Below are 16,098 nucleotides of genomic sequence, written 5' to 3' on the forward strand. Positions count from 1 at the left end.
ATCGTACCGAACTTGTTATCCGGCGTCGGTCCCGGCCGACCCCGCATGTCTGCCCGCCGACCCCACATGTTCCGTCGCCTCGGCCCGGTCCAGCGCGCGGTCGATCCGGCGGGCCTCCCGCTCCGACTGGCGGACCCACTGGACCACCAGGATGCCGAGCATCGTGACGCTGACGATCTCGCCGCCGGCCCACAGGATGCCGCCCGCCGTGACCTGGTCGGCAGCCGGATCGAGCCAGCTCAGGCCCAGGTTCGGGTACCAGTCGCCGCCCAGCAGCTCCTTGCTCTGCATGATCGTCAGGCCGAGCACGGTGTGGAACGGGACACTCAGCACCATCAGCAGCGCGCGGGCCGGGTACGGCCACCGGTTCGGCAGCGGGTCCAGCCCCAGCAGCGGCCAGAAGAAGAGGCAGCCGGTGATGATGAAGTGCACGTGGACGAACTCGTGCACCCAGACGTGTTCCAGGGTCTGCCGGTACGCGCCGGTGAAGTAGAGGACGAACGGGTTCGCGATGAACAGTCCGAACGCGACGAGCGGGAACGTGAGGATCCGCACGTAGCGGCTGTGCAGGACGGCCAGCACCACCTTGCGCGGGGCCGGCGTCAGCACCCGCAGGGCCAGGGTGGTCGGCGCGCCCAGGGCCAGGAAGATCGGCCCCACCATGGAGAGCACCATGTGCTGGACCATGTGCACGGAGATCAGGGTGGTGTCGTACGCCTCGATCCCGGTCACCGTGACCGCCGCGATGGACCCCAGTCCACCTGCGACGAAAGCCGCGGTCCGGCCGGCCGACCAGTGGTCGCCGCGCTGTTTCAGGCGCCAGACGCCGTACCCGTACAGCGCCGCCGACACCAGGAGTCCCAGCGCGATCAGGCTGACCAGGTTCACCTCGGTGAAGAACGCCGCCGGGGTGAACGGTGGGAGTCCAGTGTCCCCGGCATCGGCCGCGAGTGGGGGCAAAACGTGAGAGTCCACCACTTCAGGCTAGGCCTACCGGCTGGTCACGGATTATTCCGGGGCTCCCACACGACCATTTTGGGGACCCCGGAGGACCTTGGGCCTATCTCGGATGAATAATGAGGCCGTGACTGCGGCAGCCATCGACAAGAGCCGGATCCACTCGCTGACCCGACCCAACATGGTCAGCGTCGGGACCATCGTGTGGCTCTCCAGCGAGCTCATGTTCTTCGCGGCGTTGTTCGCGATGTACTTCTCCATCCGCGCTGCGGCGCCGGAGATGTGGGAGAAGAACACCGAGCATCTGAACATCCCGTACGCCACCACCTTCACGGTGATCCTGGTTCTCTCCTCGGTGACCTGCCAGCTCGGCGTCTTCGCGGCGGAGAAGGGCGACGTGTTCGCGCTGCGGCGCTGGTTCACGGTCACCTTCGTGATGGGCCTGATCTTCGTGCTCGGCCAGGTGAACGAGTACGTCACCCTGGTCGGCCACGGCGTCAAGATCAACGCTGACGGCTACGGCTCGATGTTCTACCTGACGACCGGATTCCACGGTCTGCACGTGACCGGTGGTCTGATCGCGTTCATCATCTACATGATCCGGACGACCATGGGCCGCTTCACCCCGGCACAGGCGACGTCGGCGATCGTCGTGTCCTACTACTGGCACTTCGTCGACGTGGTGTGGATCGCGCTGTTCGCCATGATCTATTGGCTTCAGTAACCAGCGCCAACGGCGAGGATCGCAACAACAAACCAGAGGGACATAACCCATGACTTCTGACACCCCCGCCCGCAGGCGTGGCCGGGTGTTCTCCCGGCGGGCCGGCACACCCAGCCGGGCGCGCCGGCGGCTCGGCGCGGCGGTTCGCATGCTCGCCGCCCTCGTCCTGGCCGGCGGCGTCTACACCGCGTTCACCCCCGGCGCGTTCGCCGAGGACAACGTCCCGCTGTCGACCAGCGCTCGTGAGGGCAAGGCGCTCTACGACACCAGCTGCATCACCTGCCACGGGCGGGACGGCCAGGGTGTCGAGGGCCGCGGCCCGAGCCTGATCGGCGTCGGTTCCGCCTCCGTCGAGTTTCAGGTCAGCACCGGCCGCATGCCGATGACCCGGCAGGAGGCTCAGGCCGAGCAGAAGCCGCGGCAGTTCGACGACACGCAGACCGCGCAACTGGCCGACTACATCCAGGAGATCGGTGGCGGCCCGGAGCTTCCCGCGGCCGACAAGCAGATCGCCGACATCGCGAAGGACCCCGCCGCGCTGGCCCGTGGCGGCGAGCTGTTCCGGGTCAACTGCACCTCCTGCCACGGCTTCGGCGGCGGCGGCGGCGCGCTCTCCTCGGGCAAGTTCGCCCCGGCCCTGCACGACGCCACCACCGCGCAGATCTACGCGGCCATGCTCACCGGCCCGCAGAACATGCCGGTCTTCGGCGACAACCAGCTCACCCCGGAGCAGAAGGCGCAGATCACCGCCTACATCAAGTACCAGCTCCAGGAGGAGAAGGACCCGGGCGGCCTCTTCAACCTGGGCCGGTACGGACCGTCGACCGAGGGCATGGCCATCTTCCTGGTCGGCATCACGATCCTGGTCTTCACGTCGCTCTGGATTGCGGGGAAGTCATGACGGCGGTCCATCACGGCGAGACCGGCACGCCGGTCGACGTCAACGACCCGCACCTCACCCGGTTCGACATCGTCAAGGAGGGCCTCCGCCGCGACGACATCGAGATCGTCACGTACGAGTCGCACTTCCACGGGCAGAACTCCAAGGCGGAGAAGCGGGTCGTCCGCAACATCGCCATCCTGTTCCTGCTGTCCGGGCTGTTCACGCTCGCGTTCCTGGTCTTCTACATCGTCTGGCCGTGGGAGTTCGAGCTCGGCCACACGCTGAGCGACTACTACACCCCGATCCTGGGCGTCACCCTCGGCCTCGGCCTGCTGGCGCTCGGCTTCGCGATCCTCGCCTGGGCGAAGAAGCTGCTGCCGCACGAGCTGTCCATCCAGCAGCGGCACGGCGACCCGTCCTCCGACGAGGAGCGGCTGATCACCGGCCAGACCATGATGTACGTGGCGGACGAGCTGGGTGTCCAGCGCCGGCCGCTGCTCAAGGGCGCCATCGCGCTCGGCGCGGCGCCGCTCGGCCTGGCCGTCGCGGCCCCGCTGGTCGGCGGCATGATCGAGGACCCGCACAAGGACCCCGAGCCGATGATGTACCGCACCGGCTTCAACCCGGTGAAGAACGGCGGCAACCCGGTCCGGCTGACCCGCGAGGACGGCAGCCCGATCCGTCCCGACGACGTCAGCGCCGGTGGCCAGATGACCGTCTACCCGGGCATCCCGCACGGCGCGACGAACCACTACGCCGACTCGCCGACGCTGCTCATCCACCTGCGGGCGGACGACGCGGCGACGACCCGGGCCGCGGCCGACGCCGACCCCCGCAACAAGGGCTCGATGTACGGCAACTACGTCGCCTACTCCAAGATCTGCACGCACGCGGGCTGCCCCGCCAGCCTCTACGAGCAGCAGACGAACCGCCTTCTCTGCCCGTGCCACCAGTCGCAGTTCCTCATCACCGACAATGCGCAGCCGGTTTTCGGACCCGCGACCCGGCGTCTGCCGATGCTGCCGCTTACAGTGGATGAGGAAGGTTTCTTCGTGGCAGCGTCCGACTACAAGGACACCGTCGGACCTGACTTCTGGGAGCGGCCGTGAAGCGCCGAAAAATGGACCTCGCCGAGGCCCCCAGGAACTTCGCCAAGGGTGTGGACGACCGGTTCCAGGCGGCGACCCCGCTTCGTGGCCTGCTGAACAAGGTCTTCCCCGACCACTGGTCGTTCCTGCTCGGTGAGATCGCCCTCTTCTCGTTCATCGTGCTGCTGCTCAGCGGCGTTTTCCTCACCCTCTTCTTCGACCCGTCGATGAAGGAGGTGGCGTACGACGGCGAGTACCTGGCGCTCAAGGGCACCATGATGTCCGCCGCCTACGAGTCGTCGCTGCACATCTCGTTCGAGGTGCGCGGTGGTCTCTTCATGCGGCAGATGCACCACTGGGCGGCGCTGCTCTTCATGGCGTCGATCATCGTGCACATGGCGCGTGTCTTCTTCACCGGCGCGTTCCGCAAGCCGCGTGAGATCAACTGGGTGATCGGCGTCCTGCTGTTCCTGCTGGGCTTCTTCGCCGGCTTCACCGGTTACTCGCTCCCCGACGACGGCCTCTCCGGCACCGGTCTGCGCATCGCCTCGGCGATCATGCTGACCCTCCCGGTCATCGGCACCTGGCTCTCGGCCGCCATCTTCGGCGGCGAGTTCCCCGGCGAGCTGATCATCGGCCGGTTCTACATCGCGCACGTGCTGCTCATCCCGGGCATCCTGCTCGCGCTGATCGCGGCCCACCTGGGCATCGTGTTCAAGCAGAAGCACACCCAGTGGCCGGGCCCGCTGCGCACCAACGAGAACGTGGTCGGCGAGCGCATGTTCCCGCGCTACGCGATGAAGCAGGGCGGCTTCTTCATGGCCGTCTTCGGCGTGATCGCGCTGATGGCGGGCATGTTCCAGATCAACCCGATCTGGCTGTTCGGGCCGTACCGCGCGGCGGAGGTCTCCTCGGCCTCCCAGCCGGACTTCTACGTCATGTTCATGGACGGCCTGGTCCGTCTCATGCCGAACTGGCAGATCTACATCCCGATCGGCAACGGCTACAGCATCCCGCCGATGTTCTGGCCGGCGGTCGTCGGTCTCGGCGCGCTGTTCACCCTGCCCATGGCGTACCCGTGGCTGGAAGCGCGCAAGCTCAAGGACAAGCGCAGCCACCACCTGCTGGAGCGGCCGCGCGACAACCCGGAGCGCGTCGGCATCGGCATGATGGCGATGACCTTCTTCCTGGTCGCCACCCTCTCCGGCGCCAACGACGTCATCGCCGACAAGTTCCACATCAGCCTCAACGCGATGACCTGGGCCGGCCGGATCGGCCTGCTCATCCTGCCGCCGCTGGCCTACTACATCTCGGTCCGCATCTGTCTCGGTCTGCAGCAGCACGACCGTCAGGTGCTGGCCCACGGTGTCGAGACCGGCATCATCAAGCGGCTGCCGAACGGCCAGTTCGTCGAGATCCACCAGCCGCTCGGCCCGGTCGACGACCACGGCCACCCGATCCCGCTGGAGTACGCCGGCTGGGCCGTCCCGAAGAAGATGAACCGCATCGGCGCTCTCGCGCCGGCGATCAAGGGCTTCTTCTACCCGGTCGAGAAGCCGGCCGAGGCCCCGGTCTCCCCGGCGGTCGCCGCATCCACCAAGCGCGAGGAGATCAAGTCCGGTCGCTGATCGGCTGTCTCGCAAGGCCCACCGGGATTCCCGGTGGGCCTTCCGCTTTTCACCCCCCGCCCGCCGGTCACCCTCCCGTCCGCTGTGCCGAAGACCCCGGCTGGTTGTCAGTGCTGACCCTGCTGGCCAATTGCTTGCCCCACCGGTTGTCGATCTTGTGAGGTCGAGGTGAATCGGTTCGCCCGAAACTCACAAGATCTCGCGCGGAAGGGGTGGAAGGGGTGACTCCGTCGCGGCGGGCGGGTTCTCGTCCGCTGGGTTGGATCTGGTGAGCGCGTGGTGGGGCGGACAGCGCAATCTCCGCGATCGACAAGAGGGGCGGCGAATCAGCCAGCAGGGTCAGTGCCGTCTCGGCCGAGACAGCACCGACAACCAGCCACACCAGATCCACGGGACAGCGGATGCCGGGGCGGCCGGGTGCGGGGATGGCGGGGGACGGCATAGCATGGGGCCGGTCCACATTCGTCCTCACAGCCGAGGAGCCTGCTGGTGAACACCGTGATCGTCCACATCGACTGCGCTACCGACACGATTCCGGAGGTCGCTGAGGCGCTGGCGGCGCTTGAGGGGGTCAGCGAGGTCTACTCGGTGGCCGGTGGGGTGGACCTGATCGCGATCGTGCGGGTGCCGCAGTTCGACGACATCGCGGAAGTGATCGCGGGGCAGATCTCCAAGACTCCCGGTGTGGTCAACACCGAGACGTTCGTGGCCTTCCGGGCCTACTCGAAGCACGACCTCGAGGACGCGTTCGCGATCGGGCTGCCCGACGCCGACTGACCGGGCGCCGCTTCCCGGGCGCCGAATTCTCGGGTGTCGGATGAACCGGCGTCGGCTGGACCGGGCGCCGCTTCCCGGGCATCGACTGAACCGGCGTCGGCTGGAGCGGGCCCTGGTGGTCCGGACCGGCGCCGACAGGTCCTGGCGGGCCGGTCAGGCCGGGATGGTCAGGCCGGAGCCGGTGCGGATGACGTCGGTGAGGGTCTCACCGGCGGCCACGTGGGCGCCGGGCAGGACGACCGAGCGGGTCACCGAGCCCTCGACGTGGGCGCCGGCGCCGATCACCGACGCGGTGACCGAGCCGGTGATCCGGGCCGAGGGGTCGGCCAGGACGCCGCCCGCGGCGGCGTGCAGGTTGGCCGCCAGGTAATCGGCGGGGGTGCCGGTGTCCAGGTAGAAACCCTGGTAGGTGATCAGCTCCAGGTCGCCGGCGGCCTCGGCGGGGCGCCAGACGGTACGGACCAGGCTGCTGTCGGTGTCCGCCAGATCCTGCAGGTAACGCCAGGGGATCAGGGAGAAACCGGCGAATCGCTGGCCGCTGAAACCGCCCGCCTCGCCCGGACGGCAGGGCAGGGTCAGCATCCGCACGGTGTCGCCGGACCAGCCGTCGAACAGCGCCGCGATGTCCTTGCCGGGGTCACGGGCCGGATCGTGCAGGTAGGCGTCGGCGTTGCCGGCGAGCACCGCACGCCCGTCCAGCCACGGGCGCAGCCGTCCCAGGCCGCCGGAGGTGCCGATCGGGCCGTCCTCCTCGACGGAGAGGTGCGCGCGGTCGCCGACGTGGGTGACGACCTGCCCGGCGAGGTAGGCGGCGTTGACCGCGACCGTGGCCGGCCCGGACAGGCCGAGGCCGGCGAGGCGGCGCAGCCCGTGGTCGAGCAGCGGCAGGTTGCCGACCGGGCAGAGCGCTTTCGGCAGGGTCGCGGTGAGGGGCCGCAGGCGGGTGCCCTCGCCGGCGGCGAACACCACACCGCAGACCGGAACCGGGGCGGCCGGAGCCGTGAGCGGAGCGGTCACCGGGACTCCTCGCCGGGGCGGGCGCCGGATGGCGCCTGATAGGCCACGCCGGCCGGCAGGGACGGCGGCAGCTCGCCCGCACGCGGGCCCAGGCCGTAGATGCCGAGCAGCCGGGCGGTCGCCCCGGTCAGGTCGGGCAGGTCGTCGAGCGGGAACCAGCGGGCCTCCAGGACCTCGCCGCCGTCGACGGCCACCGGGGTGCTGGACGCCGGCACCGAGCCGAACCAGACGGTGTCGACCACGCCGCCGTTCGGGTGGACGACCGCGTTGGGGTTGCCGGGGGTCAGGTCACCGGGCTCCAGGCGTACCCCCGCCTCTTCGAAGAGCTCCCGTGCCGCGCCGACCGCCGGAAGCTCACGGCGTTTCAGCAGCCCCGCCGGAAGGCCCCAGCCGCGTCCCGGCGGCTGGCGCAGCAGAAGGACGCGCCCGGGCGCGGCCGCCTCCGAATCCCGGATCACGGTGACCGCGCCGACCAGGTATTTCGGCGAGACCAGCCGGGCGACCTTGCGGCGGACCGGGAAGGGCAGCCCGTAGAAAGCCTGATAGGCGAGGCCGCGGATCTGCCGGGGAATGTTCACGGCGTAAGGCTAACGGGGGACGCTGTGAGCTTCAGTCCGGGTGGTCGACCAGGGCGATGAGCTGCTCGACGACCGCGTCCGGTTCCAGGCTGCGCTCGCAGACGGCGACCAGCAGGGTCTCCAGATCGGGGTAACCCAGCTCGTCGGCGAGGCGGCGCAGCGGCACCTCGCTGGCCAGGCCGCGGTCGTGTTTGCGGAGGGTGAGACCGATGGTGGCCCGGCCGAGGCGGACCTTGTCGGCGATGCTGATGCCCGGCTCGTTGCGCTCGTCGAAGTAGCGGTTGATCTGCATCTGCGCCTGGCTCGACTTGACGAAGCCGAGCCATTCCTTACGGGGGCCGCGCGGCGCGTTCGGCTCGACGTCGGCCTGGCTCTCGGTCTCGGAGAAGATCTCGACGACGTCGCCGTCGCGGAGCGGGGAGCCGAGCGGGGCGAGACGCCCGTTGATCGTCGCGGCGAGACAGTGGTCACCCTGGCGGGGGCCGAGCTCGTACGCCAGGTCGACCGGCGTGGACTGACTGGGCAGCTCGTAGGCGTTGCCGTGCGCGAAGACGGTGATCTGGCCCTCGGCGAGGTCACATCGGAGCGAGTCGAGGAACTGGGCCGCGTCGGTGGTGTCCTGCTGCCAGTCGAGCACCCGTTTCAGCCAGGTGAGCTGGTCGGCGCCGGGCGGCTCGTCGGCGACCTTCGGGTACCGGTAGCTGGTGGCCACGCCGTACTCCGAGTAGCGGTGCATGGTCTTGGTGCGGATCAGCACCTCGACCAGCCGGCCCTCCGGACCCACCACGGTGGTGTGCAGCGAGCGGTACAGATTGTTCTTCGGTGAGGCGATGAAGTCCTTGAAACGGCCCGCCACCGGTCGCCATCGGCCGTGGACGGCGCCGAGCGCGGCGTAACAGTCGGTGTCCGGCCCGTCCACGATCACCGCGATGCGGGGAAGGTCGAGCGGCACGTCGTGCCCGCCGGCGACCGTGTCCTTCCAGATCGAGTAGTAGTGCCGTGGCCTCGGCGTCACCTCGGCCGTCACCTTCGACCGGCGCAGCGCGATCCGGGCCTGGTGCGAGACGTCGGATAAGTAGTCGTCCCAGCCGGGCCGGTTCTTCACGTGCTCGTCGATCCGCGCGTACGCGTCGGGCTGCAGGTGGAAGAGGACCACGTCGTCGAGGGACCGCTTCAGGGCCTGGATGCCGAGCCGGTCACAGAGCGGGACGAGCACGTCCAGGGTGGCGGTGGCGATCCGGGCGCGGGAGGCGGTCGAGCGGGCACCCAGCGTGCGCATGTTGTGCAGCCGGTCGGCCAGCTTGATGACCAGGACCCGGACGTCCTTGCCGGCCGCGACGATCATCTTGCGGATGGTCTCGCCCTCGGCGGCCTTGCCGTAATAGGCCTTGTCGAACTTGGTCACCCCGTCGACCAGGTGGGCCACCTCGTTGCCGAAGTCGCCCTGCAGCGCCTCCAGGGTGTAGCTGGTGTCCTCGACCGTGTCGTGCAGCAGCGCGGCGACCAGGGTGGTGGTGTCCATCCCGAGCTCGGCGCAGATCTGGGCGACGGCGAGCGGATGAGTGATGTACGGGTCGCCGCTCTTGCGGAACTGGCCCCGGTGCATGCTCTCGGCGATCTGGTAGCTGCGGCGCACGATCGCCACGTCGGCCGACGCGTGGATGCTGCGATGCGTGCGGACCAGCTCGGCGACCGGATCGTCGTCGTTGCTCTGGAAGCTGAGCAGCGAGCGCAGGCGCCGGGTGAAGGATGTCTCCTGGGACGTGCTGGCCGGCAGAGCGCGACCGAAAGCGGCGCCGTGGCCGGCGTCGACGTCCACCCGGACACCCCCTCACCGATCGCCCACGCCTCACCTGACGCGTGGAGTCGCCTCGCGTTCGTGCCCGCAAGCGAATCACTGAAAGCTCTCACCGCCAAGGTGCGAGCCCGCAAATGTGACAAGTCACTACGCAATTCATTGCGGCACTTCCCGCGTTCCTTACAGCCTAAGCGAGCGAGCGTCATCCGAACGGTCAGTTACCGATAGGCGAACGGTCGAGTCTTATGCGGAACCGCCCGCTTCAGCCCGGGTGAGCAGGGCGGCGAAACGCGCGGCGCCACGAACCGGTGACACCCAGTCGCCCGAGGTTTCCACCAAGCGGGTGTCCGGGCGTTCCAGCCACGCGAGGATCCGCTCGGTCTCCTCGGCGGTCGCGGCCGGAACCGGGCCGTGACCGGGCAGCACCGTCTCCGCCGTCAGCATCGCCGCGTCCAGCGTCGGGCGCGGGTGCTCCCGCGGCGGCGAGGTGGCCGCCGCCGCGAGCCGGCCGTGCCGGACCACCGCGATCTCCCAGCCGCCCTTGTCGTCGCGGCGGGCCGCCACCACCTCGGGCAGCCGGGTCACCGCCTGCAGCCGCTGCATCCGGATCAGCGCCCGGAGCAGGGCGATCAACCGGGACCGGACGACCGCGGCCTCCTCGTACCGCTGCTTCTCCGACAGCGCCTCGATCCGGGCCAGGATCGCGGCGACCACCGGGCCGGGGTCGCCCGAGGTGGCCGTCCGGAACGGCAGCGCGGCGCGGAGGTCGTACTCCGCGGGGGTGATCTCGTGCTCGCACGGCGCGGGGCAGCGGCCCAGCTCGGCCAGCGCGCACGCCGGCGTCTTCGAGCGCAGCGAGAGCTTGTGGTTGCACTGCCGCAGAGGCACGGCGTCGTAGACGCCGGCGGCGGCCAGCTCCGCGGTGCGCCGCGAGGAGAACGGGCCCAGGTAGGTCGCCCCGTCCTCGGCCATCCGGCGCACCACCGACAGGCGGGGGAAGATCTCCGTGGTCAGCTTCAGCCAGACGACCCGCTCGGGAAACTTCGACCTGCGGTTGTACGGCGGGGCGTGCGCGGCGATCAGGCGCAGCTCACGGACCTCGGCCTCCAGGGAGTGGGCGCACTCCACCGCCTCCACCCGGGCCGCGGCGGTGAGCATCTCGGAGATCCGCGCCCGTTTCTCCCCGGCCGTGAAATAGCTGCGCACCCGGGTGGCGACATCCTTCGACGTGCCCACATAGAGCGGCCGCTCGTCGGCGGCCCGGAAGATGTAGACCCCCGGCACGTGCGGCAGCCCGTCGGCCAGATGCCGCTGCCTGCGCTGCGCGGGAGTGACCGCCTTGGCGAACTCGATCGCGTCGCCCAGGGTGTGCACCTTGAAGCTGCCCAGCCGCTCGATCAGGCCGTGCAGCACGTCGACGGTCGCCTTCGCGTCGTCGAGCGCCCGGTGGTTGGGCTGCACCGGCGACCGGAAGAACTGCGCGAGGGTGCCGAGCTTGCGGTTCGGCACCTCGTCGCGGGTCAGCGCGCGGCGGGCCAGCGCCGCCGTGTCCAGCACCCGGAGGGCGGGCCACGGATAGCCGTGCCGGGCACAGGCCGCCTTGAGGAAACCCACGTCGTAGGGGGCGTTGTGGGCGACCAGGACCGCCCCGCGCAGGAACTCCAACAGGGCCGGCAGGACCGTCTCGATCGGCGGCGCCGGGCGCAGCATCGCCTCGGTGATGCCGGTCAGCACGGTGATGAACGGCGGCAGCGGCTGACCCGGGTTGACCAGCGTCGCGAACTCGCCCAGCCGCTCACCGCCACGCACCTTGACCGCGCCGATCTCGGTGATGCCGGCCCCGTCCGGGGCGCCGCCGGTGGTCTCCAGGTCCAGCACGACGAACGTGGTGTCCGCGAGCGACAGCGCCGCCGGATCCACCGACCCGTCGGCGGTCAGCAGCGTGTCCAGAGTGCCCTGCACGTAGGCCGGATGCGTCACGGGCGGCAAGGATAGAGCGGGGGTACGACATAAACAGGGGGCGGGGCACGAAAAGATCACCTGCTCCGCTGGGCTAATCCGTCGTGACCGGTGTGAGAATGGGTGGATGTCCGCACTGCTGAACCCTGATGACCGCCCCGAGGAGGAGGCGGTGCCGGAGGGTGCGGACGTTTCCCACGCCACTGATGTCGCACCGGAACCGGTGCTCCCCGAAGCGGTCCGCCAGCGGATCACCGTCCTCGCCGCCGCCGCGCTGCCCGGCCTGCCCGCCGACGAGATGCCCGTCGCGCTGCGCCGGGTCGCCCGGTTCGCGCCCAACCGCCGGGCCCGCCTCGGCGGCCGCGACATCGCCGCCCAGCTCGTCGCCGACCCGGTCTTCCGGCAGCGCATCGGCGCCCGCATCGTGGCCGAGTCCGGAGACCTCGGCGCCGCCGTGACCAGCGGCGTCGCCCCCGCGGCGGCCGACCCGGTCGAGGTGGCCGCACTGGCCTACCTGGCCCGCCCGGAGGGCTGGCGCGACCTGATCGACGCGGCCGGCGACGCGGTCCGTGCCGAGGCCGACAGCGCCGCCGTCACCGCCCAGCTGCGGGCCGCCGAGCAGCGCGCCGTCCGCGCCGAGCACGACCGGACCGTCGCCCGGGTCGAGGCCGACAAGCTGCGCGACGAGCTCGCCCGGGTCCGGGAGGAGCTGGGCCAGCTGCGCGAGGAGGCACGGACCACGGCGAAGGCGCTGCGCGAGGCGCAGGCCGCGCAGAAACGCGCGGCCGATCTGCTGGCCACCGAGAAGGGCCGCGCGTCCCGGGTCTCCCTCGACCATGAGGCGGAGATACGCCGTCTGCGTTCCCGCCTGGCCGACGCCGAGGCCGCCGCGGCCACCGGCAAACAGGCGGCCAAGGACGCGCGGGCGGTCGACGACGCCCGCCTCTGGCTGCTGCTCGAGACGATCAATCAGGCCGCCACCGGGCTGCGCCGGGAGCTGGCCCTCGGCCCCGCCGACAAGCTGCCCGCCGACTTCGTGGCCGACACGTCCGCCGAGCGGCCCGGCGCGCCCGAGCGGTCCCGCGCCCGCGCCCAGGACACCGACGACCCCGGCCGCCTCGACCAGCTGCTCGCCCTGCCCCGGGCGCACCTGATCGTCGACGGGTACAACGTCACCAAGCGCGGCTTCGCCGACATGTCCCTGGAGCAGCAGCGCAAACGCCTGATCACCGGCCTCGGCGGGATAGCCGCGCAGACCGGTGACGAGGTCACCTGCGTCTTCGACGGCGCCGAGCGGGTGCACGGCCTGCCGCCGGCGCCGCGCGGGGTGCGGGTGCTCTTCTCCCGCAAGGGCACCACCGCCGACGAGCTGATCCGCCAGCTCGTGCGGGCCGAGCCGCCGGGCCGGCCGGTGGTGGTGGTCTCCTCCGACCGGGAGGTCGCCGACGGGGTGCGGCGGCACGGCGCCTACCCGATGGGGGCCGACTCCCTGCTGCGCCGGCTGTCACGCTCGTAAAACTGTCATACCCCTCGCATAGCGTGACAGGCACCGATGGTGGCCGGTCCGGCTCTCCCGCCGATCCGGTCCTGTCCCGCCGCTCGAGGAGGGGTAATGATCATCGATTGTGGGCGCTGCGCCGAGCAGCGCACCGAGTGCAACGGATGCCTGGTCAGCGTGCTGATGGACACGCCGGACGGCATCGCCGACCTGACCGCCGGGGAGCTGCGGGCGATCGAGGTGTTCGAGCTGGCCGGGTTCGAGGTGGAGCTGTTGCAGACCCCGCCTCCGCCGGTCGTGGTGCCGCTCGTCCCACCCCGCCGTGACGTGGCGTGATCATGGAGATGGTCGTCCGGCCGTGCCGCCCGGCCCCGCCACGCCCGCGAGCGGCGGGTCCCGGCCCGCCGGCGCGGGCGGATCGTGATGTGCGAGGTGGGCGCGCCCCCGGAGGTTCACCACCGTCCCTGCCGGGCGGCCGGGTAGGAGCGCGGATCGTCCCCGCCGGGCGGCCGGATAGGAGCGCCGATCGTCCCCGCCGGGCGGCCGGGTAGGAGCGCGATCTCTAGGATTGACCGGCACACCGAGCGGGCGCGTCCCGGCGTACACCGGAGGGGTTTGATGTCGATGAGGTCTGAGCGGTGACGCCGCGGCTCTGGGCGGCCGGCGCGCTCGTCGTGCTGCTCGTGGCCCTGATCGTGTTCACCGTGACGACCGTGCCGTGGCACCGGTCGCCGGCGCCGCGCGCCGACCAGCTCGCCGCCCTCGACCAGCTGCCCGCCGACCAGGTGGCCCGCTCCCGCGCGTTCCACGCCGCGCTGCGACCCGGGTCCTACACGTCGATGATCCTCGGCCTGGTGCTGGCGCTCGTGCTCGGCCTCACCCCGCTCGGCGCCCGCATCGTCGAGCTGGCCGGCCGCCCGTTCGGCGGGCACTGGCTGGCCCAGGCCGTCCTCGGTGGCCTCGCCGTCGTCCTGGTGACCGAGCTGATCACCCTGCCGCTGGCCGCCTGGCGGCACACCATCGTGGTGCGTTACGGCATCTCCACCCAGTCGTGGAGCGGCTGGTCCGTCGACCTTCTCAAATCCCTCGGGGTGGGCGCGGTGCTCGGCGCCGTCGTCCTGGCCGCCTTCTACACGGTGACCCACTTCGCGCCACGCTGGTGGTGGGCGATCGGCGCGGCCGGAGCGGCCGGCCTGGTGGTGCTGCTCTCGTTCATCCTGCCGGTGGTGGTCGAGCCGGTCTTCAACCGCTTCACCCCGATGCCGGACGGGCCGCTGCGCACCGAGCTGCTCGCCCTCGCCGAGCGCGACGGCGTGCCGGTCAAGGACGTCCTGGTCGCCGACGCGTCCCGGCGCACCCGCGCCGTCAACGCCTACGTCTCCGGGCTCGGCCCGACCCGCCGGATCGTCGTCTACGACACCATGTTGACCGAGGCCACCCCCGGCGAGGTCGTCTCGGTGGCCGCCCACGAACTCGGCCACGCCAAGGACAACGACGTGCTCACCGGCACGATCATGGGCGCGCTCGGCGCCGCCACCGCCGTGATCATGCTCTACCTGCTCGGCTCCTGGCAGTGGCTGCTGCGCCTGGCCGGGGTCGACTCGATCGCCGAGCCCCGCGCGATCGGCCTGCTCCTGGCCGTGACCACGGTCGCCGGCCTGATCGCCGGCCCGGCCCAGGCGTTCGTGTCCCGCCGGGTCGAGGCCCGCGCCGACACCCACGCCCTCGCCCTGACCGGCGACCCGCAGACCTTCGAGGCGATGCAGCGCCGCCTCGGCACCGTCAACCTCGCCGACCCCGACCCACCATCCTGGGAGCACGCCATGTTCGCCTCACATCCCTCCACCGTGCAGCGGATGGCCGCCGCCCGCGCCTGGGCCCGGGGCGACCGCTGATGGGCCGGACGTTGCTGGTCACGAACGATTTCCCGCCCCGGCCCGGCGGGATCCAGCAGTTCGTGCACAACCTGGCGGTGCGGCAGCCGGCCGGCTCGGTGGTGGTCTACTCGTCGACCTGGCGCGGGGCCGCCGAGTTCGACGCCGAACAACCCTTCGAGGTGGTGCGGGAGGACACCGGCATGCTGCTGCCCACGCCCGCCGTCGCCCGCCGCGCCGCCGACCTGGCCCGCGCGCACGGCTGCGACAGCGTTCTCTTCGGCGCCGCCGCGCCGCTCGGGCTGCTCGCCCACGGCCTGCGCCGCAACGCGGGCATCGAGCGGGCCGTCGGCATCACGCACGGCCACGAGATCGGCTGGGCGGCCCTGCCCGGCGCGCGGAGCCTGCTGCGGCGCATCGCCCGCGGCAACGACGTGATCACCTACCTGGGGGAGTACCAGCGGACCCGCCTCGACAAGGCCCTGCACGGCCTGACCGAGCTGCGGCGGCTGGCGCCCGGCGTCGACGTGGACAAGTTCCACCCCGATGTGGACGGCACGACGATCCGGAAACGGCACGGGCTCGACGGCCGCCCGGTGGTCGTCTGCGTCTCCCGGCTGGTCCCCCGCAAAGGCCAGGACATGCTGATCCGTGCCCTGCCGGAGATCCGCCGCCGGGTGCCCGGAGCGGCGTTGCTGCTGGTCAGCGGTGGCCCTTATCGCAAGACCCTGGAACGGCTGGCCCGCGAGAACGACGTCGAGTCCGACGTGGTCTTCACCGGCTCCGTCCCGTGGGCCGAGTTGCCGGACCACTACGCGGCCGGTGACGTCTACGCCATGCCGTGCCGCACCCGGGCCGCCGGCCTCGACGTCGAAGGCCTCGGCATCGTCTATCTGGAGGCCTCCGCCACCGGCCTGCCCGTCGTCGGCGGCGACTCCGGCGGAGCCCCCGACGCCGTCCGCGAAGGCGAGACCGGCCACGTGGTCGGCGGCACCGACGTCCCCGCCATCGCCGCCCGGGTCGCCGATCTGCTCGGCGACCCGGCCAGAGCCAAGGCGATGGGCGCGGCCGGCCGGGCCTGGGTCGAACAGGAGTGGCGCTGGGAGACCCAGGCCGCCCGCCTCACCGGCCTCCTGAACCCCGCCTGACCGGTCCGGCGCCGCACCGCCCCTCTGACCTGGGCCTGGCCGGTGTGGTCCGCATTGTCCTCCTGAACCCGGTGTGGCCGGTGTGGTGCCGCACCGCTTTCTGAACCGCGTCCGGCCGGTGTGGTGCCGCACCGCTTTCTGAACCGCGCCCGGCCGGTGTGGTGCCGCA

General features: G+C 71.1%; 14 protein-coding genes. 9 read left to right on the forward strand and 5 right to left on the reverse strand.

Annotation, left to right across the window (positions count from 1 at the left end; all coding sequences use genetic code 11):
* Positions 1-15 precede the first annotated feature (15 nt).
* A complete protein-coding gene (locus Aut01nite_RS21530; protein WP_236642613.1) occupies positions 16-975 on the reverse strand; it encodes a cytochrome c oxidase assembly protein in 960 nt (319 codons plus the stop codon).
* A 109-nt stretch (positions 976-1,084) separates the two neighbouring features.
* On the opposite strand from Aut01nite_RS21530, the gene ctaE reads away from it, so the two are divergent.
* The 5 genes from ctaE (at position 1,085) to Aut01nite_RS21555 (ending at position 6,057) form a co-directional block, all read left to right on the forward strand.
* Positions 1,085-1,681: an aa3-type cytochrome oxidase subunit III gene (gene ctaE, locus Aut01nite_RS21535; RefSeq protein ID WP_043523893.1), complete on the forward strand. Its 597-nt coding sequence runs from the start codon at positions 1,085-1,087 to the stop codon at positions 1,679-1,681.
* A 49-nt stretch (positions 1,682-1,730) separates the two neighbouring features.
* On the forward strand, positions 1,731-2,582 hold the full coding sequence (gene qcrC / locus Aut01nite_RS21540; RefSeq protein WP_043523892.1) for a cytochrome bc1 complex diheme cytochrome c subunit: 852 nt from the start codon (positions 1,731-1,733) through the stop codon (positions 2,580-2,582).
* Entirely contained in the window at positions 2,579-3,673 is a 1,095-nt protein-coding gene (gene qcrA / locus Aut01nite_RS21545) for a cytochrome bc1 complex Rieske iron-sulfur subunit (RefSeq protein ID WP_043523891.1), read from the forward strand. The genes qcrC and qcrA overlap by 4 nt, the downstream gene beginning before the upstream one ends.
* Positions 3,670-5,280, forward strand: a complete 1,611-nt coding sequence (qcrB, locus tag Aut01nite_RS21550; RefSeq protein WP_043523890.1) for a cytochrome bc1 complex cytochrome b subunit — start codon at positions 3,670-3,672, stop codon at positions 5,278-5,280. The genes qcrA and qcrB overlap by 4 nt, the downstream gene beginning before the upstream one ends.
* Positions 5,281-5,769: 489 nt before the next feature.
* Complete coding sequence (locus tag Aut01nite_RS21555) at positions 5,770-6,057, forward strand: Lrp/AsnC family transcriptional regulator (protein ID WP_043523889.1); 288 nt, start codon at positions 5,770-5,772, stop codon at positions 6,055-6,057.
* A 153-nt stretch (positions 6,058-6,210) separates the two neighbouring features.
* On the opposite strand, the gene Aut01nite_RS21560 is transcribed toward Aut01nite_RS21555, so the two are convergent.
* From Aut01nite_RS21560 to Aut01nite_RS21575, 4 genes are all read right to left on the reverse strand, one after another.
* Positions 6,211-7,074 (reverse strand): nucleotidyltransferase family protein, encoded by an 864-nt coding sequence (locus Aut01nite_RS21560; RefSeq protein WP_043523888.1) that lies wholly within the window; start codon positions 7,072-7,074, stop codon positions 6,211-6,213.
* A complete protein-coding gene (locus tag Aut01nite_RS21565; RefSeq protein ID WP_043523887.1) occupies positions 7,071-7,652 on the reverse strand; it encodes an NUDIX domain-containing protein in 582 nt (193 codons plus the stop codon). The genes Aut01nite_RS21560 and Aut01nite_RS21565 overlap by 4 nt, the downstream gene beginning before the upstream one ends.
* 31 nt (positions 7,653-7,683) lie before the next feature.
* On the reverse strand, positions 7,684-9,471 hold the full coding sequence (locus Aut01nite_RS21570; protein ID WP_043523886.1) for a RelA/SpoT family protein: 1,788 nt from the start codon (positions 9,469-9,471) through the stop codon (positions 7,684-7,686).
* Between the two features lie 222 nt (positions 9,472-9,693).
* Complete coding sequence (locus Aut01nite_RS21575; protein ID WP_043523885.1) at positions 9,694-11,430, reverse strand: DEDD exonuclease domain-containing protein; 1,737 nt, start codon at positions 11,428-11,430, stop codon at positions 9,694-9,696.
* A 106-nt stretch (positions 11,431-11,536) separates the two neighbouring features.
* On the opposite strand from Aut01nite_RS21575, the gene Aut01nite_RS21580 reads away from it, so the two are divergent.
* The 4 genes from Aut01nite_RS21580 to Aut01nite_RS21595 all read left to right on the forward strand — a co-directional run bounded on the left by Aut01nite_RS21580 (position 11,537) and on the right by Aut01nite_RS21595 (position 15,929).
* Positions 11,537-12,925 carry an NYN domain-containing protein gene (locus Aut01nite_RS21580; RefSeq protein WP_043523884.1) on the forward strand — a complete coding sequence of 463 codons (1,389 nt, stop codon included), beginning with the start codon at positions 11,537-11,539 and terminating at the stop codon, positions 12,923-12,925.
* Between the two features lie 96 nt (positions 12,926-13,021).
* Positions 13,022-13,243, forward strand: a complete 222-nt coding sequence (locus Aut01nite_RS21585; protein ID WP_043523883.1) for a hypothetical protein — start codon at positions 13,022-13,024, stop codon at positions 13,241-13,243.
* A 302-nt stretch (positions 13,244-13,545) separates the two neighbouring features.
* Positions 13,546-14,802 carry a M48 family metallopeptidase gene (locus Aut01nite_RS21590; RefSeq protein ID WP_043523882.1) on the forward strand — a complete coding sequence of 419 codons (1,257 nt, stop codon included), beginning with the start codon at positions 13,546-13,548 and terminating at the stop codon, positions 14,800-14,802.
* Positions 14,802-15,929 carry a glycosyltransferase family 4 protein gene (locus Aut01nite_RS21595; RefSeq protein WP_043523881.1) on the forward strand — a complete coding sequence of 376 codons (1,128 nt, stop codon included), beginning with the start codon at positions 14,802-14,804 and terminating at the stop codon, positions 15,927-15,929. Before Aut01nite_RS21590 ends, Aut01nite_RS21595 begins: the two co-directional genes overlap by 1 nt.
* Positions 15,930-16,098: the final 169 nt, after the last annotated feature.

This window comes from Actinoplanes utahensis (assembly GCF_016862455.1).
GTDB classification, from domain to species: domain Bacteria; phylum Actinomycetota; class Actinomycetes; order Mycobacteriales; family Micromonosporaceae; genus Actinoplanes; species Actinoplanes utahensis.

Excerpts from the sequence above, each read along its gene's own strand:
- qcrC (WP_043523892.1), top strand. The coding sequence starts at position 1,731 with ATGACTTCTGACACCCCCGCCCGCAGGCGTGGCCGGGTGTTCTCCCGG.
- Aut01nite_RS21580 (WP_043523884.1), top strand. The coding sequence starts at position 11,537 with ATGTCCGCACTGCTGAACCCTGATGACCGCCCCGAGGAGGAGGCGGTG.
- Aut01nite_RS21595 (WP_043523881.1), top strand. The coding sequence starts at position 14,802 with ATGGGCCGGACGTTGCTGGTCACGAACGATTTCCCGCCCCGGCCCGGC.
- Aut01nite_RS21585 (WP_043523883.1), top strand. The coding sequence starts at position 13,022 with ATGATCATCGATTGTGGGCGCTGCGCCGAGCAGCGCACCGAGTGCAAC.
- qcrA (WP_043523891.1), top strand. The coding sequence starts at position 2,579 with ATGACGGCGGTCCATCACGGCGAGACCGGCACGCCGGTCGACGTCAAC.